Here is a 23,420-nt window from a genome sequence, read left to right as displayed (position 1 = left end):
TGGGAATCAAATTATGCAATCACATTCGAGTAAAATTGAAACAGCACCATGGGTAAATGAGGCTTGGGAACAAACCGTACTGAAAGTTAAACGAACCAGTGCGCGAATTGGTGCAAACTTTCCTCATGCTAGCCAAGGAGGGGCCTATGTACTGGAACCGCCTCATTGGTGGACAGCTGGCTTTTGGCCAGGATTACTATGGCTATTGTACGAAGGAAGTGGAGAACACAATTTTCGTGTAATTGCTGAACAGTGCGAGCAACAGCTCGATGCGGTCCTTGACGGCTATGATCGTCTTGATCATGATCTCGGATTTATGTGGACGCTTACGAGTATCGCCAATTACAAGCTTAATGGAAGTGAGCAATCACGTAGGCGGGCACTTAAAGCAGCTAACTACTTAATGGGCCGCTTTAATTTGAAAGGGAATTATATCCGCGCCTGGAATCCTTGGCAAGAGGGAGAGAAAAATGAAGGTCTTGCGATCATAGACTGCTCAATGAACGTTCCGCTGCTTTACTGGGCGGCGAGAGAGAGTGAAGATCCACGGTACTACCACGTAGCAGAAGCACATATGGGAACCGTACTATCACATTTCATTCGTGCTGATGGTTCGGTCCGGCATATCGTGCGGTTTGATCCGATGACTGGACATGTTGCCGAATATATTGGAGGACAAGGATATGATGCTGAATCTGCATGGTCCCGAGGTGCGGCTTGGGCAATTTATGGACTTGCCCTCGCTAGTAAGCATACAGGTAGACAAGATTATTTGGATAGTGCCAAACGGGTAGCACATTTCTTTCTTTCGCAATTACCTGAGGATTACGTGCCAGTTTGGGATTTTCGAGCACCTGAGGAGACGAAAGTACTGCGTGATTCATCTGCTGGTGCTTGTGCAGCCTGCGGACTTCTCCTGATTGCCGAGCTTGTTCCCGATACGGAGTCAGAAAGCTATAGGAAAGCAGGAGAGCGAATTCTGGAGTCGCTATATCGCAATTATGGCACATTTCAAAGAGAAGACGAAGAAGGACTTATTCTGCATGGAACCAGTCATTATCCTTCCCGCAAAAATATGGATGTACCACTCATTTACGGTGATTACTTCTTTATTGAAGGTCTTGCAAGGCTCAAAGGGGGAATCAGCATTCCATGGGAATAATCGAGCAGGCAATTGCTTCTAATCCGCTTCGTTGTAAAGATGACCTGGAGCTAGCCTTTAATCAATTGGTGAAACCTTTGATCCCGTATTATTCAATCGGCAAGGCACGATTAACGCTCGGTGTTACGGGTACAAGTTATGATCCTGAGGTTGCACAGATGGAAGGCTTCTCTCGAGTCATGTGGGGATTGATTCCTCTTCTAGCAGGCGGAAGCATTAACGAGGAATTACTTCAATTTTGTCTTGCAGGTATGACTAATGGGACCGACCCTTCTCATGAAGAGTATTGGGGAGAGGTTATTGATTTTGATCAACGTCTCGTTGAGATGGCATCTCTCGGATTTGCTTTGGCCTTCATCCCCGATCGAATATGGGAGAAGCTTAGTCTCTCAGCACAGCAAAATTTATATAATTGGCTAAACCAGATTAATAGTCATCCCGTTTGGGACTGCAATTGGCTATTCTTCCATGTGTTAGTGAATGTAGGTTTCTACAAGCTTGGATTGCCATATGATAAAGTACAGATGGAATCGAATCTACAGCGGATTGAAGAATTTTACCTGAAGGATGGTTGGTATTCCGACGGAGCTTACGGACATTGTGATTACTATGTTCCATTTGCCATACACTATTATGGTTTGCTCTACGCCAAACTAATGGGAGAAGAGGACCCAGAGCGGGCAAGCCGCTTCAAAAGCCGTGCCGGAGAATTCGCCAAACAATTCATTTACTGGTTTGCTGAAGATGGACGCGCGATACCTTATGGTCGAAGTCTGGCCTACCGTTTTGCGCAGGGGGCATTTTGGGGGGCACTCGCGTTTGCAGATGTAGAAAGCTTTTCTCCAGGAGTACTCAAGGGATTGTTCTTACGGCATCTACGCTGGTGGTTTAAACAACCAATATTTACAAATGACGGTGTCATGACGATTGGCTATGCCTATCCAAATCTCATCATGGCAGAAAACTATAATGCGCCGGGTTCTGTATACTGGGCGATGAAGGCATTCCTACCGCTTGCACTTTCGGAAGATCATCCTTTTTGGCAGGCAGAGGAGCAACCGTTGCCTGAATTGCAAAACATATCGATTCAGCAGGCTCCTCATCTGGTTATTTGCCGGCAACCGAAATCAGATCATATTGCTGCATTTAACTCCGGACATCTGAAAACGAATGAGCATACACATACTTCAGCCAAATATGAAAAGTTTGTCTACTCAGCTTCCTTCGGATTTAGTGTGCCACGGGCAGAGTGGGGACTTATGCAGGGTGCTTATGATTCCATGCTGGCCCTTAGCGAAGGCGACAATCTTTACCGTGTCCGTAGAAAGAATGAAGAGATTTCCATTATCGGAAATAAAATTACATCAAGATGGAAACCATGGCCAGATGTAGAAGTTACAACGATTATTCTTGCTGGACTGCCTTGGCATCTTCGAATTCATCGAATTGAGACATCCAGAAATTTGGATGCAGCTGAAGGAGGCTTTGCGCTACCTCTGGATCCAACGCTGACTTTAATTGAAGGCGAAAATGCCATAGCTGGACAAAGTACGTTTGGTATATGTGGTATTGTCAACATTGTTGGATATCAGCAGGCAGAGCTACTCCGTGTTCAAGCCAATACGAACCTGCAGCATACAAGAACGGCTATTCCAACTCTGAAGACAAGTCTTGAGTCAGGAGTTCATTTGCTTGTATCTGCAATTTACGGAGAGCCTGGAACAGATGTATGCTTCTCTATAGACGATTGGAAAAAGTGGTATGAGGTTACTTTTGAAACAGACAAGCTGCGTATAGTAGATCCTTCGAATAAAAAAGTATTAATCGAGCTTTAAGTACTTTTGTAACCCAACACTACTAAAGGACCGTTTAAAACCATTTGACAGGCAAAAACGGTCTTTTGGCATTTCCCCCATTTGACCTAACTCGTCATTGGACTTAACGATGTCCTCCGAATAGATAAGCAGAATCAACAAGCAGGCTAGGTATCCATCATAATATCATCCCATTCTTCATTCCGATGACCCATCATCCAGAACAATCCCTTGCGTCTCTCCATTACGATGCTTTCATTCATATCGGCTGGAGATTCTTGTCCTATTTACTTTCCATGATCTCAACAAATTTTGTTGATGCTGGTGATAGTGGCACGCTTTTCAAAAAACATACGCCTATATTTCTCTTTGGTATTTCCTCCATTAGTTGTACTTCATATAATAATCCTTTATTTAAATACTCTTGGGAGAATTCTTTCGTCACACATGCGATCCCTAAATTTATTTTAGCAAACTCCAATAATAAATCATGTGAACCTAATTCAAATTCTGGCGAAATCTTTATTCCTTTAGTTATCATATAATCTTCTATATACTTTCTGGAATTTGATTTCGGTTCAAGTAATATTAACGGCAATTTTACTACTTCATCGAGGCTTAACGGTTTAGATAATATAGTCTTATATTTCTCCCCACAAACAAAAATATCATGAATATCAATACATGGTCGTAGTTCTAATGTAGGATCATCAAGCGGAAAATTACAAATTCCAATATCAACCTCCCCCGATTTTAATATGGAACAGATCTCGAGTGTTGTACCATTAACAATCTTAAACTTAATATTGGGATATCTATTATGAAAAACTTCTAAATAGGGAAGTAAAAAATACCTAGAAATCGTATCACCTACACCTATCTTTAATACACCTGTCGTTAAATTCTTAAATTCCAAAATCTTTTCTTCTCCAACATGAATTAAATTAATAGCCGAATTAGCATATTCAAATAAAAGACTACCTTCGTTTGTTAACGATACCCCTTTAGGTGTTCTTGTGAAAAGACGTGTATCTAACTCTCTTTCTAACTGCATGATCGCTTGACTAACAGCTGGTTGTGTCATGTAAAGATCTTTGGCTGCTTCGGAAAAGCTTTTACTTTTGGCTACCTTACAAAACACCTTATATAAATCTAATTTACTCACTATATAACCACCTCTTATATCTATTATTTGATATATTAATTTCACTTATACCATTAGATTGATGTATATTACAAATATATACGTCACATCATTAAATTAACTTTAATAGTTATAAGGAGCGATTATTTTGGAAAGAGTAGTTGGAACAGTTGTTAGAGGTCTCCGTTGCCCCATAGTAAACCGTGGAGATAATATCGAGGAAATCGTTGTAGATAGTGTGTTAAAAGCTGCAGAAGTTGAAGGCTTTAACATTAATGATAAAGATATCGTAACTGTAACAGAGTCAATCGTTGCTCGTGCCCAAGGTAATTATGCTACTATCGATCATATTGCTAAAGATGTAAGTTCCAAATATGGAGAAGAAACCGTTGGCGTCATCTTCCCGATCTTAAGTCGTAATCGTTTTGCAATCTGTCTTCGTGGTATCGCCAAAGGCGCTAAAAAAATTGTTTTAATGCTTAGCTATCCTTCTGATGAAGTTGGAAATCACTTAGTGGATTTAGACATGCTTGATGAAAAAGGAGTTAATCCTTGGACAGATGTTTTAACCGAACAGCAATTCCGCGAGCATTTTGGATATGAGAAACATCCCTTTACTGGCATTGATTATATTGATTACTATAAATCGTTAATTGAAGAATACGGTACGGAGTGCGAAGTCATTTTCTCCAATAATCCAAAGACAATTCTGGAGTACACCAAAAATGTTCTTACTTGTGACATCCATACGAGATTCAGAACGAAGAGAATTTTAAAAGCAAATGGTGGAGATAAAATTTACAGCCTCGATAACATCTTATCCGAGTCTATTGATGGCAGTGGATGCAATGAAGCCTATGGTCTGCTAGGATCCAATAAATCAACAGAAGATAGTGTTAAACTCTTCCCGCGTAATTGCCAACCAATAGTTGATAAAATCCAGCATATGCTCAAAGAAAAAACGGGCAAAAATGTTGAGGTTATGATTTACGGAGATGGAGCATTCAAAGACCCAGTAGGCAAGATATGGGAACTGGCTGATCCAGTTGTATCACCGGCTTACACAGCAGGACTTGATGGTACACCTAATGAAGTTAAGTTAAAGTATCTAGCTGATAATAACTTTGCTCATTTAAAAGGTGAAGAACTTAAGCAAGCGATCTCGGAGCATATCCGAAATAAAGACGCTGACCTAGTGGGAGCGATGGAAGCACAAGGTACTACACCTAGACAATTAACTGATCTTATCGGTTCTCTATCCGATTTAACTTCTGGTAGTGGAGATAAAGGTACACCGATTATCTTCATTCAAGGATATTTTGATAACTATACAAATTAAAAAGCTTAATAAACACAAAAACCACAGTCTAAACTGTGGTTTTTTGTATATTATCCAGTAATCGCTGTAATCCAAAAAATCTCATTCGTATCGGCATAACCTTATATTTACCGCCCATTCCAAATTCACCATAAGGAAATCCTAATACTAACAAGACATATAAAACTACAGGTATCAAAAAGGCAACACTACCCACTACCGCAACTAGCATTGTATCATCCTCCAATCTTACAATACTCATTATATTTTGCTATAATGCTTGATATATCTCCCCCCTATAAAAATACAGGTGAAAAATAATGCTCTCATTTACTAGATTAACCAAATGCAAGCCCCCAATTCCCTAATTTCTCGATAAACTAATTGAGATTTTCGAATTATAGGGGGGCATTAGCTGTGAAAAGTAAAATCTCAGCACCATCATTGTTGCTTTTAATTATCCTTGTGGGTTTTCCACAAATTAGCGAAACGATATATACACCTTCTTTACCTGATATCGCCAATAATCTAAATGCAAGTAGCAACATGATCCAACTGACACTCAGTATTTATTTCCTAGGTTTTGCCGTTGGTGTTTTTTGCTGGGGAAGGCTTTCTGATTCCATAGGACGGCGTCCTGCATTGCTTTGGGGAATTGTAGTTTATGGAGTAGGAAGCTTAGGATGTTACCTATCTGTTTCGGCTGAGTGGTTATTGGTAAGCCGATTCATTCAGGCTTTTGGCGCTAGTGCCGGTTCTGTGGTAACACAAACCATTCTGCGCGAGAGTATCGATGGAGCTAAACGTCATGTTGTGTTTGCTCAAATTTCTGCTGCTCTTGCCTTTACTCCGGCTATGGGACCATTAATTGGTGGATGGGTCGATCAATCGCTTGGCTTTAGGGCTGTTTTCTTCACTCTTGTTGTGATGAGTGTTGCTATTTATATGTACACGTTTGTTTCTCTACCTGAGACAAAAGTATCCACAAACTCAAACATTAGCACACTTTCAGTCGCTAAACGCATGGTTTCTGATCGCAGAGTATGGGCATTTGGTTTTCTGATTGGAACAACCAATGGCATCTTGTTTAGTTACTACGCCGAAGCTCCATTTATTTTTATTGATTTTTTTCACATGAGTCCTGGTATGTATGGTTTCTTTGGTATTTTTGTAGCGATGTCATCCATATTCGGTGCGATGTTATCGAAAAAACTGCTAACCAGATTTCCAGCAGAAAAAATCATCTTGATTGGCTCCATCGTAACGACTGTGGGAGCTGTATGTCTCACTGGTCTCGCTCTTTATGGGATGAGTCCTTCCGTTACATTTTTGACTTTAATGGTAGCCTGTATCTTTATCCTTCTGCTGGGCATTGGTATGGCGATTCCGAACTGCCTAAGCTTGGCGCTTATCCATTATAGTGATGTACTTGGTACAGCAGGTGCAATTTTTGGATTAGGTTACTACATTGTTGTCAGTCTCATTACGAGTGGCATGAGTTACCTTCACAATGATTCATTAGTAACGATGCCTATGTATTTTCTCGTATTGGCAGTAGCCTTGGTTCTTGTAAGTAAAAAGATTCTTGGCATGAAACAACGCAACTTATAATCATGAAACGAGCTGTCCCAATGTCATGAATGACTGAGGGGCAGCTCCTTTAATTTCAGAGTTTCTCATCGTGTCATATTTAAGATATGATTATCTAGTAGAAGAGAAGCAGGCGAGGTGTTTTATGAAATATATCATCAAAGGTTATGAGTATGATTACATTACAAACGTCAGAGAAAACGAGTAGATTAGAACAAGCTTTAACCAACTTGCAAAAGAAACATTCGATATTGATTTTAAATCGTGGTATCAAAATGGTTATTGGGGAGAAAAGATATTCAATTGTTACTCATAACATATGAGCTTTCCACTCCTTTTTCTGCACTACCAATGGAAAATAACTCCGGGTTGCTTATGTTCTACTGCTCTCAATTTATGAGAGAAAACATATATTATGTGGAACACATTTAGTTCATTCGTTCATACTATGCAGGAGGGAGATATCGTCCTTATTACTAATAATGACTATGTATACATAGGAACAGTTGGACCGTATTATTACGAAAAAGAATTCCATAATAATGAAGATACAATGTGCCACAAATGGAAATTCACTCTATTAAAAGTTATTGGTCAGGATGATCTTGACGAGTCAGTAAAAGAATTGATAAGAAACCGCGGTGCAGTAACGAAATAGAATCATCCAGTTTCGTTATCAGGACTTGAAAAATTATTAGCGAACGGCGTGAGAGGGCAGTAATTGAAATTCTTAGGTTTCTTAAATAATAACGGATGACGTTAGTACAACAAAACCATTACTTTACTGTTTTAGGTAAAATAGTGGTTTTGTTGTTTTTTTATCTTTTGATTATTTTTTTATCCAATATGCTTCTATCTCTGCCCAAACTAAGTAGATCACCCCAGCAGATAAAGATATTTTACTAATTGATATAAGCTTTGTACCCACACTATCTAATAAAATTCCAAACATTACTTCATTCCAGTTAATTGAACTAGATCCATAAATAGCAGCACACAAGTAGTATGTTGCATATAAGAATGCAGCAATTAGAATAAAAATCACACCTGCTGTACGTCTAGACATTACATGACTCCTCTCAAGATTAGATAAATGGAAAAATCATTTAATATTATACTAAATATTTTAAAATTTACTATTTTTTAAAATATTTTGACAAATTATTGTAAATCTGATAGATTCGATATGTAACATTATACCATTTTAGGGAGGTAATTTGAAGTATGAAAAAAAATTTTACTTGGTTTTGCAGCATTGGCTTTATCGTTAGTTTTGATTATTCCGCAACAGGGGTTTGCCAAAAGCAAAGATAGTCAACCTCAACCAGAATTCTACTATGATGAGCTAACTGGAGATACAATAACTGGTATGTTTAGAGTAACTGAAAATGGATTGCAAGAAATTAGCTTTGAAGAATTTAAAGCTTTAAGAGCGGCTTCCATGGAAGCCGAAAAAGAAGAAATGTCAAATCAGGTAGCATTAAATAGTACAATTGATCCTCAATCTACTATCGCACCACGAAATCAATTAAGGCTTGAATATGATGAATTGTCTAATACTCGATATTCAGGATTGAGTTATAAAGTTGTACCTACAAAAACATGCCCTTCAAACGCACCACAAATATGTGAAAACCATGTTAATTGGACAGCATCTGAAACAGAACAATGGTCAGCAAATCTTGATACTGAATTTTTGAGAAGTATTGTAAGAGCTAATGCAGGCTTTACTTGGTCTAAAACTGCGAGTATTTCAGATACTTATGTTTTATACATACCTAAAGGTGGATGGGGAGAGGTGTGGTTTACACCATACTATAATAAAAGTGCTGGGTATTTGAAAACTTATGGGGGTCCTTTTTTGGATCAGTTGATTGGAAATGATTATGTTGAAGGGAAATCTCCAGCAAAATTACAAAATGGGTTGCTTGATGGACTGATCTGGGCAAAAGTATATCCTTAGATTTTAATAGTAAATAATAATTAAAAACGGCGATCTCATCCATTATTTCCGGAAGAATCGCCGTTTTTATTTTGTATATAGGGTTACTTAGACCACATATTTTTCTCACTATCCCAATGATAAAACATTTGTTCGATAGGCACATCTAAATCGCTCTCCAGCGCTACTCTAACCTTGCATGGAATTAAAAACTCATTTATTGGTTTTAACCAGTTGAGATTTTCAGTAAGAACGATCATTCTTTTATTAGGATTCGGTTTTATAAATCTCCACTCGTTTTGAATCTCCTGGGTGTTGTTCTTAACAACAAGAACATCGATCGGGTCACCAGAAATATCAAACATACCAGTAAAGGGAGGAGGAGCCCGGTAAACTACCGGCTCTTTACTTACGAAACGTTGGTATAGCTTGAAGAATGCAAGACGCTGCAGGACTTCACTTGAATTGTACTCGAGCCAGTAATTCATGTAATCCAAAATATGAAAGTATTCCAGGCTTTTATATCCAAGTGTGTAGACCTGCAGAGTGGTCATTTTGTTTCCATCTCTACGTTTTATCGGGTGTTCTATGATCTTATGTTGCCGTAGCATATGATGAATATGTGCTTTATTCTTAGGAAAAAATAAATTTCTGAATTGTGCGCTACCTATTATACCTAAGTGCTTAACTGCATTTAAGGCTCTTACTTCCTGCTTCGAAAATTCAGTTCTTAATATCCGTGGAGTAGAGGGGATCACGTTGTAATCTATTTCCCATTTATACGTTTCAATAGAGAAGGGGGATGACATATGGTTCCCCCCTTAAATTTTCCGAATTAACTTGCCGTACATGCGTTCTTTTTTCTGGTTAATCTCAATAATTCCAACGGTTACTCGATCCCCAACAGTAATCCGCTTTGATCCAATTTTTTGATTCTTACAAAGGATATCTACTGCCGGCTCTAAGTTAACAAAGATTCCGTATTCTTCAATGCCAGTAACAATTCCTAATGCTTCTTGACCTTTCTGATAACGAGTTAAGCAATCAGGGTATGGATTTTTCTCCAATGCCTTATGACTTACCTTGACACGCTTGTTTTCTTTATCAACCTCAGTCACTTTAACGCTGAACTGATCACCTGGACTGTATACTTCAGACAGATCGTTAATACGAACAGTGGCTGAACATGATGGTGAAAATCTGATTTGTTATGATATTTTCTCCTGAAAATAGCACGATTGAAGCATTACATACAGAAGATACGACCCTTTTTCTTCTAAAAACCAAAGAGAATTTATTTGTTAGTAACAAACTCATGGTTCCATTGTTGGCTCATACATAAAATCAATCCGATATTGGGATTTTCCTATTTCTTACCCTATTGGAATAAAAAAATATTTGAAAGCGAGAAAATATATGAATATACATATTAGAGAATTGAATGAAAGTGATCCAGTAGTAATTTCAAAAGCATTTAAAGAACAAGGATGGGAAAAACCAGTTGATTTATATCTTAACTATCTTGAGGAACAAAAAAATGGTAATAGAGTTTCGATAATAGCTGAAGTTGATGGTGCTTTTGCTGGTTACGTAAATGTATTATGGGATTCTCATTATCCTTCCTTTAAAGATCAGGGAATACCAGAAATAAACGATTTTAATGTTTTAATCAAATATCAGCGTCAAGGTATTGGTTCAAGACTGATGGATAGAGCAGAGGAAATTATTAAAGAACGATCAGAAATTGCGGGCATTGGAGTTGGAATTTTTTCTGATTATGGCAATGCTCAAATTTTGTATGCAAAACGTAGGTATGTTCCAGATGGTAAGGGAATTCATGATGGACACGAATATATTAAATATGGCGAAACAGTCGTAATAGATGATGATGTTGTACTCTATCTCACAAAGAATTTGACAGAATAAAAGACATGAGCTCGAGAATATTAGAGGCAATCAACTTCATGGTAAATGTAGAGACTATAATGCAAACGAGCCTAGAAGCGCTTCCAGGCTCGTTTTTCTTGCAGGAGTCCTATTTGATGTTTCTTATACAAACCCTCCATTAACGCGAAGGGTCTGGCCGGTAACCCACTGCGATTCTTGAACCAACGGTTAGTTTGCCATATCTGCAACAAAGATAAGCTGTCTATTTGGCAGCACTAATGGACTCGAATCTTGTCTCCCTCCTGCAATGGATCGCTGCTCTCGAGTATGATTTGTTCCTGATCGAATAAACCCTGGGTTACAGCTGATTGAGTTTCATTCGAATCTATGATTGTAATGTATCGTTTGCGAGCGTAAAAATCATTGCCAAGAGGCCCGTTTCTTTCCTCAATACCAAATACGTACTTTTTATTTCCCTCATCGCGAATTGCTTTATTGGGTACTAGAATCACATCGTCCATCGTTCTAGTCAACTCGACCTCGGCCCGCTCCCCTCCCTGCAAAGCATCGTCCTGAATAGCAACGATCAGTCGCTTCATTGCAGTGTATATCGTTTGGCTTGCGCCTTCGCCTGTTTGAGCGAGGAGCTCTGCATCCTCAATTTCTTCAATACGGCCCTCGACTTGTCTGGCATTGCTGCCACTCAATTGAACATCCAGCTGAGCTCCTTTTTCTAGAAGACCAATAGCATCGGCAGGGGCAAGGAACTCGAAATCAAAGCCAAGGCTCTGGTTGGCAATGACGATATCAGGTGCTCCTCCAGTTGAACCCAGCCCCTCTACCGCACCCACTTTCGTTACGATTCCGTCAAAAGGTGCAGCTAGTAGGCCATTTGCCGACAAATCCTCCTGCAGTTTTTGAATTCTACGCTGCAGAACATCCTTATCGATTGAGCTAACCTTTAAAGCGTTGCTAGCGCTTTCGATGCTCTTCTCATCCCCATTATGATAAATCTCTTTATAACTATTCTGCAGCTCTTTAATAGAAATGTTTAACTTATCAAGAGCGGCCTTCTCATCCAGTATCTGATATTCAGCAGCCTTCGTATCGTATACGACCAGCGCCTGTCCTTTCTTGACAAGCTCCCCTACCTTGACATTGACCTGCTTGACTTTCCCTCCCGCAGCGCCCGTTAAGGCCGATTCCATACGCCATTTCACAGTCCCGCTGCCTTGAAATGTATGAACAAGTTCACCCCGACCCGTCGTTATTAACGCCACTTTGGGTAAAGTTAATGACATCAGCGTATTGCTGAACAGGGTAAATCCGATCAACAGTCCGATAAACAAGCCGAGAAGGATGCGAATCTTCCGTTTGCGTCCAATTAACGCTTGACCAGCAGGTTGAATTTCCATTAAAATCCCCCCGTAATTGACTATCCTTTAATTCCTGATAGTTGAATACCTTCGACAAAATAGGATTCCGCATATAAAAACAACAGCACCATCGGAGTCATATACAGAACGGACGCAGCAAAAGCGACGCCCCTTGCCCCTTCATTAATGCTCGACAAATACAGAGATAATGGCTGCTTGAATGCATCCTCCAGAAATATGAGCGGCTGTTCGACCATATTCCAATTGTCAACAAACAGCAATACGACAAGCGCTGCAATTCCCGGCTTAACAAGCGGAACCAGAATTTGATAAAAAATTCTCAAATGTCCGGCCCCATCTATTTTAGCCGCTTCGATATACGAATTCGGAATATGCAACATGAACTGTCTGAGCATAAAGACACCAAAGGCGCTGAATATCCCCGGTAATATGATGGCGGAAGTTGTGTTCATAAGCCCCAGCTTATCTGCGATAATATAATTTGGCACCAAAGTAACTTGAAACGGCATAAGCATGGTCATCAGATAAATGACAAACAGTTTGTCCCGCCCCCAAAATCGAAGCTTGGCAAACGCATACGCAGCCAAAGACGCGACCAGCACTTGCCCCACAATAATTGGTACGACCATAAACACTGAATTCCAGAACATTTGGAGGAATACAGGCTTATTAAACAATACCTCCGTATATTGACTGAATGACACCCAGTCGGGAATCAGCTTCAAATTGATAAATCGGTCCTTCTCCCCTGCCGCGATATCGACCATTTGGCCAATGAGATGATAGTTATAGTTAATCTCAGCTTCCGTCATAAAGGAGTTGGTAAATGTGACTACTACGGGGAATAGCATCATCGCGGCTAGCACCCCCATAATCAGCGTCAGCACTAGCTTGCGGAATACAGTCAATCTTCTCACCGCCCCTACCTTATTCCATGAAATTCCGAAAGCGACGTTCGATAGTAAGCATGACCGTCACAAAAACAAGAATACAGCCTACCATTAAGACTGCAGCCGCTGTCAGCTTCTGAACATCGGCCGCCATAAACATGTTGTTCATGTAATGCTGCAGCATATAAATACGATCATGCGGATATCCGCCAGCGATCAGATACGTTTCACGGAACACTTTGAACGAATTAATAATGGATATCAGAATGACAAAAAACATCGTCGGGGTTAAATAAACAAGCGTAATATGAATCCATTTATGAAATTTGCCCGCCCCTTCGATATCCGCCGTCTCATAGTAGTCCTTCGGAATATTTTGTAGACCAGCCAAAAATAAAATAATGTTGTATCCGATATTTTTCCATATATATACGATTATTAACACACCAATCGACCAATCCGATTTCATCCAATCGATCCGCTCCAAATTTAAGTTCTGCAGCCATGCATTTAATGTGCCATTCCAATCGAACAAGATTTGCCACAGCATCACAATGGATGCGACAGGTACCACAAGCGGCAATACAAAAGCGGTCTGCAGCCAATTCCGGATAAACAATTTTTGATTCAGCAACTGCGCAAACAGCAAAGACAAAGCTATCATGAGAGGAACGCTCACACTGGTAAACAGAAAGGTGTTTGATGCCGCTTTGCGAAAGGAATCACTCGCCTGCAGTGCCATGTAATTGTCCAGGCCGACAAATGAGCCGTCAACCGTACGATCCTGAAACGAATAAAGAAATCCCATGGCAAACGGAATAAGATAAAACAAGGCAAAGCCAATCAGGCTTGGTGCCAGAAAGAGGGCTGCCACAGCCCAATCCTTTCGCAGCAGCCTGATCAGCTTATCCCAATAACGTTTGTTTGTCATGTTCATACCACTCCCTATTCATTCAGAACAGTCGTCACTCTATTCTGAATCAGCTTTGCTACTGCTTCGGGTGTTTTCTGTCCAGTGAAATAGGCTTTGGATTCTTTCAATAGAATCTCTTCGATTTTGGAGGGTTTGAACTCAACTGGATATTTCAAGCCGGTAATCAACTTCTCCAGATCGTCGATATCCTTTTGAGTAATTTCGAACTCTTTGCCTTTCATAGCCCCTTCGGGTTGATCAGACATCACTTTTCCCTTTTTTAATACATCTTGAGCAACCTTCTTGTATGAAGCTTTATTTAACGAGAAACCGCTTGCTTGATCTTGCATCTCATCAGACAACATGAATTTTACGAAGTCCCACGCTTCGTCTTTTACAGCAGAACTTGCATTGATGCCAATCGTTTTGTATGTTCTGAAAAAACCGCCTGCCGCCTGCCCGCTTGCATTCGGTCTGGAGTAGAACTTTGACTTGTAAGGTTTCTTCAAAAAATCACTATTCCTTAACTCACGAATATAAGTTTGGGGTGAGTTAATAACTTCATTATAAAAAATCCCTCCATAATCTTCACTTATCATCTTCTCATCAAACATGAACTTTACTTCCTTGAGTAATTCGATAAAGGCAGCAGAATCGAAATTAGCCTTCTTGCTCTCCAGATCTACGAACGTCGCATACTGACCATTAACCAGGTCGTTTATCATATTTTCCGGCGGGACTCCACCTAATGCGAAATGATTGCCGCCTGCTTTCTTGGCGATTTCCTTGGCTATGTCGGTAAACTGTTCCCAATTCCAATTGCTATCGTCGATCTTTACCCCGCTTTTCTCAATAGCGGTTTCATTCCCCATCAGACCATAAATAAAGAAGCCCATCGGCATTCCATAAATTCCGCCGTTTACCTTTATCCCGTCCAGAACGTTACTGAAGTATTGCTCTTTCTTAAAAGTAGGGTCCTTATCGATCATATCTCCTATGTTGGCCAGCAGATTTTTTTTGACATAATCCCCTGATGGCAATTGATCCATCTGAATCAGATCAGGCCCTTTACCGGATAACATGGCTGCGTTTGTTGTTTTTTTAAATTTTTCCCAAGCAGTATTGTCGTTTTCGTTACTTGTTTCGATATATTGAAGATCAATTGTAATATTAGGATGCTTGGCTTCATATCTTTTCTTGGCTTCTAAAAAGAAATCGTCAGAAAAATAGGTCGAAAATACAATTGTTTTCTTCTCCTTGCTGTTTTTCGTTCCAGACGTTTCTCCCTTAGGTGGTGTAGTACCTGTCCCGTTCTTCACCTGCTCGGTGTTTGCCTGCCCTTCGTTTGATGTCTGCGCTCCCCCCGTATTGCCGCCAGCAGGGGCGCTGCAAGCAGAAACCATAACCATGATAAACGTGAACAGGATTAACATAGCTTTTCTCATTGTTTTTCTTCCTCCCCATAATCTATCTCTCCGCGATCATCCCCAGCGCTACTCCATCAGTATAGTGCGGAGATATATGCGAAGTTAGATAGACTTGTATTGAAGTTGTAAAAAATTAAAAAAAAAAGAACCATCAGGGGTGAATTGTTCCCTGACGGTCCTTGTTTGCGCGGCTACAAAACCGCAGGTGTGGTCTTGCAGCACTGGTTCGGTTAGGCGGGTAGGTCAGGCTTAGAGCCTAGAATAGTAACTAAGCAGCGCCATGACGTCCTTACTGAACCCGACAACTTCATTTCGTTTCAAATTGACTGTGACAGCGTATTTTAACTTATCGCCGTCCTTGCTCATGTAATACAATTCCACAACACCGCCCGTGCGGGTCATGTCCTCATTCAGCAATAGATCGGACAACGGATAGCTCCCTTTATCCTGAATAAACTTTGTTGCGAGAGGGGTAACTTTGTTCATGTATTGTTTCACCAATAGATCGTCTTCCACTGTAGTCCTAGCAAAATTCTGTATCGTTTCTGCCCCCTTGACAGCTTTAATGACATCGCCGTCCCTCGCATTCAGCACGATATCATAGACTTCATCAGGGTCGTTCAATTTGGTCAGAGTCGTATAATACAAGCCGCCAGAATACGGCGCAAACTCAATTTGATCGTCCAGCTTTAGTTCTGGAACCTTTGCTGGGTTCACTTTCGGAACATATTCCGCCTCACTTAGCAAAGCTTTAAACTTGTTCTGATCAATAACCACCAACTCGAATTGAAACTCGTCCATCGTCAAATTCTCATCGAAGTACTTATTTACCGCATTTAGACTGAGTGTCTTCACTGCATCCTGGGACAGAACGCCCTCATATTCCGCCTCATTGGTCTCGTTCACTCTACTTATTTGTTTTACCATGACTGTCTCTTTCGGTATCGTATCGAAAACACCTTGGCAACCCGTCCCCAGAATCATGAACGACGCGCATATGATAACCAAAATAAGCTTGTTCATTCCTTTATCCCGCCTTTCGGATGGGTAAGTGTGAATACGACTTCTACCTTCGTGCCCTGGTTTTCATTGCTGGTTACCCGGATGACGGCATTGTGGACGCTCGCTACATTTTGACATATCGCAAGACCAAGACCTGCCCCTTTACCGTTTCTTGTCCTGGATTTATCCACCATGTAAAAAGGTTCAAAAATTTTATCCTGATGTTCCTTAGCGATCCCGATGCCCTGATCCATCACTTCAAGCATGCAATGCCCGCCGTGCCATGCGATACGCAGCGTAATGGTCTGCTGTTCATCCGAAGCTTTGAGTGCATTGTCCACCAGATTGAAGATCAGAACTTTGATCAAATCCTTCTCCAATCTCAGCTCGCCCGGTTCGCACTCCGTGACGATAGTCACCTGCTTTTCTTTGGCCATCATGTCCAGCGCAGGCTTGATTTCAGCTATAACTGCTCCCAAATCGTGCAGCTCCATCTCGAAGTTATCCTCTTGCAACACAATCAGGTTCATCAGCTTCAATGACAACATCTCTAATCGTTTGCCTTCTGAATAAATCACATTCAGACCGTCTAGAAACGTTTCCTCATCATATTTGGTTGTCCTCATAAAATTCGCATAGGCGATAATTGAAGTCAGCGGTGTTTTTAATTCATGCGTAAAATTATTGATAAACCGCTGTTTTTCTTGATTGTTCCGCTCAAGTTCAGTGATTGTGTCCTCCACAACAGCAGCCATATTGTTAAAATTGTGGGCCAGCACGCCGATTTCGTCCTTTGATTTTAACTGGACTCGTTCAGAGAAATTCCCCTGTGCAATGACCTGAGCTGTTCGACCCAGCCGATCAATCGATCTCGTCAGTCCTCTGCTTACAAAAAACATGATCAGCATATAGAGGAAACAGGCAGCCACATCCACTTGTACAAAGAACTGATATTGATCCACACGGTCCTGATACAAAGAGGTGACATCTACCATATAGGTAAATAGATAGCTTGTATGATTAATATCCACAATGTTCGAGGTGAACAGGATCGTTCGCTCATCGATATCCCGCAAAATATAATTGATTTCATCCGCGCCCAGCTTATCCAGTTCCTTACGCTGTGCCGGCATCTGGAAATCGGCATTACTGAAGACCGCCCGATTCGTCTCATCCCTGATATCCAAATAAACACGCTGTTCGTTATTCGTGCCAACAAATCCATTGGCGATTCTCGTTAATACCGTTTTCTCGTAATCGATTGAATCGTAGATGCGAAGGATCGGCACAATCGCGTTGACACTGGAATGAATGCTCATATTCTGGCTTAACGCGCTATTGATCTCCTGTTCAAGCATTCTATTGTGGCTGCGCTCGATAACCATAATAGAGGCTGCATTAAAGATAATGACGAAGACCAGAATCGAGAAGACATAAATCTTTTGCCAAAATTTCATCCCCTCAATCCTCCAGCCGATAGCCGAGTTTATAAATGGTCTTGATGTGATCCTGCAGCTCTAGTTTTTTGCGCAGTGATTTAATATGCATATCGACCGTTCTTGTTTCGCCATAATAGTCACCACCCCATACTTTATCGATGAACTGCTCTCTTGATAAGGCGATGTTCTTGTTTTTCAGTAGAACGACAAGTAGTTCATATTCCTTCGGCGTTAGCTCTACAACTTCCCCCTGTTTGGTTACTTCCCGTTTGTCCAAATCGACAAGAAGGGTTTGAAATGCCATCACCTGTTCTTCTTTGCCATATCTCCGCAGTACCGTTTCTATACGGGCCAGCAGCTCAATCGCTTCGAAAGGCTTGACCATGTAATCATCAGCCCCCAGCCTCAGCCCGTCCACTTTATCATAAACCGAGTTTTTCGCCGTCAAAAAAATAACTGGAATACGATAAGGTCTGATTCGTTCCATCAGCGCAAAACCGTCCAGTTTCGGAATCATGACATCCAGCAAAATAAGGTCGAACTTCTCCTTCTTTACCAGCTCCAGCGCTGCCAAGCCGTCATAGACCTCGGTCGTCTCGTAGCTTACGATGTTGAGATTCATTTTAATAATTTTGGAAATATGAATATCATCTTCAACTATCAAAATCTTTTTGTTCATCCCCTGAATCTCCTAACACGAATGATGGGTATAAATGTCTAGGTGGTTAGATACTCCATCTATAATAGCATGATGTGGGAAATAATAGACATGCTAATCAACAAAAAGGGACAGTCGCTTGACGTGAAACCATTTGGTGTTATAATAAAAGTAACACCAAATGGTGTTATATAAATTGGAGGTACTAAAATGCAAACACAAGGAACATTACCAGAAATTCGTAAAACAATCGTGATTAATGCACCGATAGAGAAAGTATGGAACGCTGTCGCAACAGCAGAAGGTATCGCCTCATGGTGGATGCCAAGTACTTTTGAAGCTGTTTTAGGAAAGGAATTTATACTTCATGCAGGTAACTTCGGCGATTCGCCTTGTAAAATAACGGAACTTGATCCACCAAACCGTGTTGGTTTTAACTGGGGTAAAGATTGGCACCTAACTTTCGAATTGAAAAATTTAAATGGAAAAACGGAGTTTACGCTAATACATTCTGGTTGGAATGCAGAAAAAGTTACAGAATTTGGACAGCCGCACGCAATGATTCGTGAACATATGGAAGGCGGGTGGGAGAAAATTGTCAAAGAAAAACTCCCTTCCGTTATCGAAGGTTAAATTGGGTGCTGTCGAACCTCAGCATGATGTATTTCAGGCAATCGCCGACCCTACACGACGTAATTTGTTAAAATTGCTTGCTGAGGCTGGTCAGGAAATGTCCATTGTTGCAATTACAGAACACTTTTCTATAAGCCGAACTGCCGTCAATAAACATCTACAAGTTCTTTTAGAGGCAGGACTTGTTAGTAGTCAAAAGGTTGGACGAGAAACTCGGTACAAGCTTCAGCCAGATCCTTTAAACGAATTACAACAGTGGCTTTCCTTCTTCGAACAATATTGGGAAAACAAATTGTCGGCACTTAAAGAATTCCTTGAAACAGAAGAAAGAGAGACGTGAGAGCGTCTCTCTTTCTTTATTTCTTGTTTAGAAATTTACCTTAAAAACTAGTTCAATATCCCTTTTTTCGTTATTTCCACTTGTATCACAGGGGCAAAATGCACTTTTTGATAGTTGCTGCCCCAATTATCCTTCTTTTTCCTCCAAATGTCGGGATGGAACGCCTTGAGTTGTCTGCCGATACCTAATCCATCGCATTGGGCTTCTTGCATTTTCCCAAGTGTTTTTTTGGCTAAATCAGTCATCTCTTTAGAAAGATACTGATTTATTTCTTCGACCACTTCTTTCTTATCCAATCGATCTTTCGGATATTCAACTACACTCACTTTCAAATTTAATTCCAGCTTAACCGTAATATTATCATTCGATTGAACCTGCACTTTCATTTTTCGCTTTAATTTTTCTACATCAAAGGTCAAAAAGTCATATCTGCTTTGATCGCCTTCTTGGGTATTATTTAATTTGCGGGTAAGTCTCGCTATTTCTCCCTTGCTGTCTTTCAATAATAAATACATCGTACTTTCATCAGGATTAAGTAGGCCTGTTAATTTATGGTCATGAAACAGGGCAATACGAGAAACATTTACGCGAGCCTCTTTTTCCATTAGGTATGGAAGAACAAAATCTTCTCCAGGGTCCAACATAACAGTGTAAATCTTTTCAAGTGTCACCTTGGGAACTGTTGTAGTCCTTTCTTTGTTTTTGATTAATTCATCAATTTCTTCTGCGATCAAGACATTCCCAACTTTCTTAAGGGAAAGTATGTCTTCTGCTGTCCCTTGGGCCACTCCGATTCTGGCGTTTAAGGCACTTTTAGGGTAACGGTAAAAAACTTCCAGGATCGGATAAATATCTTGTTTTGCCAATTCTTCTCCAATGAGAATAGTCCGATTTTTATAAGCAACAAGCTGCCGTGATATCTGGTCGTCTGCATTTTCGCGGGTTTCCATTGGCGTATTGCCAACTGTGTATATAATATCGTTTTTAGGATTCTGTTGTTCACCTGGCGGCATGTCCTGAATAACAAAGGTGGATCGAAGCTTACCATTAGGGGCGAGATCAATCCCTACTCCATATAACAAACGAGCATCCTTTAATAGATCCTGATCCCAGCAACCAGCTATAAATAGGAGGATGAACATTACCGCACATACCAAGTAAATCCTTTTCATCTGATTTTCGTCCTCCTTTTCCTAATAAAGTACGATAAACAGAGCAAAATCAAAGGAAGTCCAACCACAAATGTATAATGAGTAATCGAAAGAATTCGATCGTAGAATTCAGTGATCGATGGGTCTTGAGCAATCATTGCCAATATAAAGAGTATGAAGATGACATAGGGTACGGCCTTTTTATGTTCGCCCCGGTGAAAGAAGCGACCCAATCCAATTGTTGCCATGTATATCCAAGAGACCATAGCAGTCGTAACAGCAAAGATCCATAACGATAAAAAGATCAAGTCGATCCTTTGGATGATCTGAAAAGAAAAACCTTTCAGCATATAGAGGACAGGTTCCGAAACCCTGGGCATAACCTCCGGGCTGAAAATGATTAGACTGGTAAATACCTCAAATGTGTAAAAAAGGGTAATCAACAGATTGCCTAAAGAAGCTGCCTTTAATTTCCCACCGCTATCCCCTTCAACAAAAGGATAAATCACCAATAAAACTTCATACCCAATTAAAGGAAACAATGCCTGATTCGAAGCTTCGAAGATTTTCCCCCATCCCGCTTCCGTTATAGGGAAAATGTAACTGAAGTTCGCATTTACATAACTGCAAAGAGATAATATCACCATCACAAGGATCGTTAATGAAGAGATAACAAACAGTTTGGCAATCACCCGAAGGTTCTCTTTTGCCAAGTACATACAAGTGAGAAGGGTGAGAATTAATAATGCCCATCTAGGCGTTTCTATCAGCACCCACCTTTGCACAATATCGGCAAACTTGGACAGAATCGTTCCTGCTGAAAGCAGGAAATAGCCAATATAGGCAAAGCAAAGCAGATTCCCAAGAAGCTTCCCGGTAATCTTCGGTAAGAAACCGTATATCGTATCTGAAGGAAATCGTTTGCAAAGAGCCCATAGGATGAGAAGAATGACTTGTACGGCTAATCCGGCGATTAGGACAGAAATCCACCCTCCTCCCTTGGCGATTGCTTGCATTTTATGAGGAAGCGTTAAAATTCCAACCCCCGCTTGGGACTGTACGATAAAAAACATGAGCTGACCTTGCGTAATTCTACTCTTTTCCGGAATCATCCTGTTCCCACTCTCTTGAATTTCTTTCTTGAACATACCTTTTGGGATGCGGATCATGGGGGCGTTGATTCAGACTCCAGATCGGAAAACGTACAAATGTATCCTTGAAATCTTTAATTCGAAGAGGCATGATTGGCGCAAAATAGGATGTGCCAAAGCTCTCTAATTTACATAAGTGAATTAAGATGAACAGCATACCAAACGTAATCCCGATCAAACCAAACATCGCAGCCAAGATCATGAGCGGGAAGCCCAGAATACGTGTCGCCGTACTTATTTCATTTGACGGTGCGACAAAAGAAGAAATAGCCGTTAAGGCAACGACGATAACCATGGGATAGGAAACCAATCCTGCTCGTACGACCGACTCACCAATGACCAAGCCACCAACAATACCGATGGTTTGACCTACCCGACTCGGTAAACGCACCCCCGCTTCACGCAGGACTTCCAAGGTAATCTGCATCAGAATAGCCTCTATAATAGGCGGAAAGGGAACCTTATCTATACTGCTCTTTACTGAAAGGATCAAATTTTCCGGAAGAATCTCGGGGTGAAAGCCAATAATCGCAATATATAAAGCAGGCAATAGGGAAGCGATGATAAAACTTATCAACCGAATCAACCGAATTAATGAACCAGCAATCCACCTGCTGTTATAATCGTCAGGGCTTTGATAAAAGGCAAAGAAAGTCACCGGTAGAATTAGCGCAGATGGGTCTCCTTCAGTTAAAATAGCGACTCGGCCTTCCATGAGATGAGCTGCCGTCCGATCCGGTCTTTCCGTATATAAGATTTGGGGGAATATAGAAAATGGGTTATCTTCAATCAATTCAGCAATGAATCCAGACGAGATGGTGATGTCCATCGTAATGGAACCGATTCTTTGATCCACTTCTTTGACCAGATCCGGATTCGCCAGATCCTGCATATAGAGCAGAGCTAGTTTTGTTTTGGTTGCCTTTCCGGTCTGGTAATAACGAACGACAAGATCCGGATTCTCGACGCGCTTCCGAACCAGATAAAGATTCGTCATGAGGTGCTCTATAAAACCATCATGAGCGCCGCGAATGACTCCTTCGTTTAAAGGCTCCGTAATATTCCGAATATAAACTGCGGCTACACCAACAATAAAAACCTCTGCTGTACCTTCGAATAACAACACGCAATTCCCCTGAATCAAAGCACGGGGCAACTCGCCCAGATCCGATTTTTCGGTAATCTCCACAGAAGTAATGACTTCATCCAGGGTTCCTTGTTTTTTTTCTTCTATAGGTTGGATGATCTCTTTTTGAATTCTCTGTACATCAGATAGGGATTCTAAATAAACAATAAGACCCTCTAATTGATTAAACCTAATGCTTCGCCATTTCAAATCACTCGTATGAAACAGCTGATTCTCAATGAACTCCTTATTTTTTTCTAATGAAGTATAAACATCCATTTTTATTAGCGGCTTATTTTCTGGCCGGTTGTTTGAAAATAATCTCTTTAAAAGATCCATCGTTTCATTCCACCCAGGTCATTCCAATTTTCATTATTTTAACCATTAAGTGGAACATTATTCTATAAACAAAAGGCTGCCGAATGGCAGCCTTAAA

General features: G+C 40.7%; 25 protein-coding genes. 9 read left to right on the top strand and 16 right to left on the bottom strand.

Annotation, left to right across the window (positions count from 1 at the left end; all coding sequences use genetic code 11):
* Positions 1 to 13: 13 nt before the first annotated feature.
* Positions 14 to 1,162 carry a glycoside hydrolase family protein gene (locus AC1DOK_RS03300; RefSeq protein ID WP_477552805.1) on the top strand — a complete coding sequence of 383 codons (1,149 nt, stop codon included), beginning with the start codon at positions 14 to 16 and terminating at the stop codon, positions 1,160 to 1,162.
* A complete protein-coding gene (locus AC1DOK_RS03295) occupies positions 1,153 to 2,997 on the top strand; it encodes a DUF2264 domain-containing protein (protein WP_477552804.1) in 1,845 nt (614 codons plus the stop codon). The genes AC1DOK_RS03300 and AC1DOK_RS03295 overlap by 10 nt, the downstream gene beginning before the upstream one ends.
* 146 nt (positions 2,998 to 3,143) lie before the next feature.
* On the opposite strand, the gene AC1DOK_RS03290 is transcribed toward AC1DOK_RS03295, so the two are convergent.
* Both AC1DOK_RS03290 and AC1DOK_RS03285 read right to left on the bottom strand, forming a co-directional pair.
* Complete coding sequence (locus tag AC1DOK_RS03290; RefSeq protein ID WP_477553092.1) at positions 3,144 to 3,263, bottom strand: DUF4272 domain-containing protein; 120 nt, start codon at positions 3,261 to 3,263, stop codon at positions 3,144 to 3,146.
* A complete protein-coding gene (locus tag AC1DOK_RS03285; RefSeq protein ID WP_477553091.1) occupies positions 3,260 to 4,144 on the bottom strand; it encodes a LysR family transcriptional regulator in 885 nt (294 codons plus the stop codon). Before AC1DOK_RS03285 ends, AC1DOK_RS03290 begins: the two co-directional genes overlap by 4 nt.
* A 124-nt stretch (positions 4,145 to 4,268) precedes the next feature.
* Here AC1DOK_RS03285 and AC1DOK_RS03280 point away from each other — a divergent pair, with 124 nt between their 5' ends.
* Complete coding sequence (locus tag AC1DOK_RS03280; RefSeq protein WP_477552803.1) at positions 4,269 to 5,459, top strand: coenzyme F420-0:L-glutamate ligase; 1,191 nt, start codon at positions 4,269 to 4,271, stop codon at positions 5,457 to 5,459.
* 28 nt (positions 5,460 to 5,487) lie between these two features.
* Here AC1DOK_RS03280 and AC1DOK_RS03275 read toward each other — a convergent pair whose 3' ends face one another.
* Positions 5,488 to 5,670: a hypothetical protein gene (locus AC1DOK_RS03275; RefSeq protein ID WP_477552802.1), complete on the bottom strand. Its 183-nt coding sequence runs from the start codon at positions 5,668 to 5,670 to the stop codon at positions 5,488 to 5,490.
* Positions 5,671 to 5,855: 185 nt separating this feature from the next.
* Between AC1DOK_RS03275 and AC1DOK_RS03270 the strand changes: the two genes are divergently transcribed.
* A complete protein-coding gene (locus tag AC1DOK_RS03270) occupies positions 5,856 to 7,049 on the top strand; it encodes a multidrug effflux MFS transporter (RefSeq protein WP_477552801.1) in 1,194 nt (397 codons plus the stop codon).
* A 394-nt stretch (positions 7,050 to 7,443) separates the two neighbouring features.
* Positions 7,444 to 7,686, top strand: coding sequence for a hypothetical protein (locus AC1DOK_RS03265; RefSeq protein WP_477552800.1), 243 nt, complete (start codon positions 7,444 to 7,446; stop codon positions 7,684 to 7,686).
* Between the two features lie 171 nt (positions 7,687 to 7,857).
* Here AC1DOK_RS03265 and AC1DOK_RS03260 read toward each other — a convergent pair whose 3' ends face one another.
* Positions 7,858 to 8,094 carry a hypothetical protein gene (locus tag AC1DOK_RS03260; RefSeq protein ID WP_477552799.1) on the bottom strand — a complete coding sequence of 79 codons (237 nt, stop codon included), beginning with the start codon at positions 8,092 to 8,094 and terminating at the stop codon, positions 7,858 to 7,860.
* A gap of 189 nt (positions 8,095 to 8,283) precedes the next feature.
* On the opposite strand from AC1DOK_RS03260, the gene AC1DOK_RS03255 reads away from it, so the two are divergent.
* Entirely contained in the window at positions 8,284 to 8,991 is a 708-nt protein-coding gene (locus AC1DOK_RS03255) for a hypothetical protein (protein ID WP_477552798.1), read from the top strand.
* A gap of 83 nt (positions 8,992 to 9,074) precedes the next feature.
* On the opposite strand, the gene AC1DOK_RS03250 is transcribed toward AC1DOK_RS03255, so the two are convergent.
* Together AC1DOK_RS03250 and AC1DOK_RS03245 are read right to left on the bottom strand one after the other, a co-directional pair.
* On the bottom strand, positions 9,075 to 9,779 hold the full coding sequence (locus AC1DOK_RS03250; RefSeq protein WP_477552797.1) for a hypothetical protein: 705 nt from the start codon (positions 9,777 to 9,779) through the stop codon (positions 9,075 to 9,077).
* Between the two features lie 12 nt (positions 9,780 to 9,791).
* The gene (locus AC1DOK_RS03245; protein WP_477553090.1) at positions 9,792 to 10,130 is read right to left on the bottom strand and encodes a S1 RNA-binding domain-containing protein; all 339 of its coding nucleotides are present in this window, start codon (positions 10,128 to 10,130) and stop codon (positions 9,792 to 9,794) included.
* A 238-nt stretch (positions 10,131 to 10,368) separates the two neighbouring features.
* Between AC1DOK_RS03245 and AC1DOK_RS03240 the strand changes: the two genes are divergently transcribed.
* Positions 10,369 to 10,896: a GNAT family N-acetyltransferase gene (locus tag AC1DOK_RS03240; protein ID WP_477552796.1), complete on the top strand. Its 528-nt coding sequence runs from the start codon at positions 10,369 to 10,371 to the stop codon at positions 10,894 to 10,896.
* A 236-nt stretch (positions 10,897 to 11,132) separates the two neighbouring features.
* Here AC1DOK_RS03240 and AC1DOK_RS03235 read toward each other — a convergent pair whose 3' ends face one another.
* From AC1DOK_RS03235 to AC1DOK_RS03205, 7 genes are all read right to left on the bottom strand, one after another.
* Positions 11,133 to 12,272 (bottom strand): efflux RND transporter periplasmic adaptor subunit, encoded by a 1,140-nt coding sequence (locus AC1DOK_RS03235; protein ID WP_477552795.1) that lies wholly within the window; start codon positions 12,270 to 12,272, stop codon positions 11,133 to 11,135.
* A 20-nt stretch (positions 12,273 to 12,292) separates the two neighbouring features.
* Positions 12,293 to 13,126 carry a carbohydrate ABC transporter permease gene (locus AC1DOK_RS03230; protein WP_477553089.1) on the bottom strand — a complete coding sequence of 278 codons (834 nt, stop codon included), beginning with the start codon at positions 13,124 to 13,126 and terminating at the stop codon, positions 12,293 to 12,295.
* Positions 13,127 to 13,181: 55 nt separating this feature from the next.
* Positions 13,182 to 14,075 carry a carbohydrate ABC transporter permease gene (locus AC1DOK_RS03225; RefSeq protein ID WP_477552794.1) on the bottom strand — a complete coding sequence of 298 codons (894 nt, stop codon included), beginning with the start codon at positions 14,073 to 14,075 and terminating at the stop codon, positions 13,182 to 13,184.
* A gap of 14 nt (positions 14,076 to 14,089) precedes the next feature.
* The gene (locus AC1DOK_RS03220) at positions 14,090 to 15,502 is read right to left on the bottom strand and encodes an ABC transporter substrate-binding protein (RefSeq protein ID WP_477552793.1); all 1,413 of its coding nucleotides are present in this window, start codon (positions 15,500 to 15,502) and stop codon (positions 14,090 to 14,092) included.
* Between the two features lie 231 nt (positions 15,503 to 15,733).
* Complete coding sequence (locus AC1DOK_RS03215; protein WP_477552792.1) at positions 15,734 to 16,507, bottom strand: hypothetical protein; 774 nt, start codon at positions 16,505 to 16,507, stop codon at positions 15,734 to 15,736.
* Complete coding sequence (locus AC1DOK_RS03210; RefSeq protein ID WP_477552791.1) at positions 16,504 to 17,943, bottom strand: sensor histidine kinase; 1,440 nt, start codon at positions 17,941 to 17,943, stop codon at positions 16,504 to 16,506. The genes AC1DOK_RS03215 and AC1DOK_RS03210 overlap by 4 nt, the downstream gene beginning before the upstream one ends.
* Before the next feature lie 4 nt (positions 17,944 to 17,947).
* Positions 17,948 to 18,604, bottom strand: a complete 657-nt coding sequence (locus AC1DOK_RS03205; protein ID WP_477552790.1) for a response regulator transcription factor — start codon at positions 18,602 to 18,604, stop codon at positions 17,948 to 17,950.
* Positions 18,605 to 18,793: 189 nt separating this feature from the next.
* Here AC1DOK_RS03205 and AC1DOK_RS03200 point away from each other — a divergent pair, with 189 nt between their 5' ends.
* Both AC1DOK_RS03200 and AC1DOK_RS03195 read left to right on the top strand, forming a co-directional pair.
* Complete coding sequence (locus AC1DOK_RS03200) at positions 18,794 to 19,216, top strand: SRPBCC family protein (protein WP_477552789.1); 423 nt, start codon at positions 18,794 to 18,796, stop codon at positions 19,214 to 19,216.
* Complete coding sequence (locus AC1DOK_RS03195) at positions 19,179 to 19,556, top strand: ArsR/SmtB family transcription factor (RefSeq protein ID WP_477552788.1); 378 nt, start codon at positions 19,179 to 19,181, stop codon at positions 19,554 to 19,556. Before AC1DOK_RS03200 ends, AC1DOK_RS03195 begins: the two co-directional genes overlap by 38 nt.
* A 47-nt stretch (positions 19,557 to 19,603) precedes the next feature.
* On the opposite strand, the gene AC1DOK_RS03190 is transcribed toward AC1DOK_RS03195, so the two are convergent.
* Genes AC1DOK_RS03190 through AC1DOK_RS03180 form a run of 3 tightly spaced genes read right to left on the bottom strand, consistent with a single transcriptional unit; the run spans position 19,604 to position 23,323 of the window.
* Positions 19,604 to 20,728, bottom strand: coding sequence for a Ger(x)C family spore germination protein (locus AC1DOK_RS03190; protein WP_477552787.1), 1,125 nt, complete (start codon positions 20,726 to 20,728; stop codon positions 19,604 to 19,606).
* On the bottom strand, positions 20,725 to 21,819 hold the full coding sequence (locus AC1DOK_RS03185; protein ID WP_477552786.1) for a GerAB/ArcD/ProY family transporter: 1,095 nt from the start codon (positions 21,817 to 21,819) through the stop codon (positions 20,725 to 20,727). Before AC1DOK_RS03185 ends, AC1DOK_RS03190 begins: the two co-directional genes overlap by 4 nt.
* Positions 21,800 to 23,323: a spore germination protein gene (locus AC1DOK_RS03180; protein WP_477552785.1), complete on the bottom strand. Its 1,524-nt coding sequence runs from the start codon at positions 23,321 to 23,323 to the stop codon at positions 21,800 to 21,802. Before AC1DOK_RS03180 ends, AC1DOK_RS03185 begins: the two co-directional genes overlap by 20 nt.
* Positions 23,324 to 23,420: the final 97 nt, after the last annotated feature.

Source organism: Paenibacillus sp. P5_B5, assembly GCF_056400365.1.
Note: the sequence above shows the minus strand (reverse complement) of the source record. Positions and strands in the feature narration are given on the sequence as shown.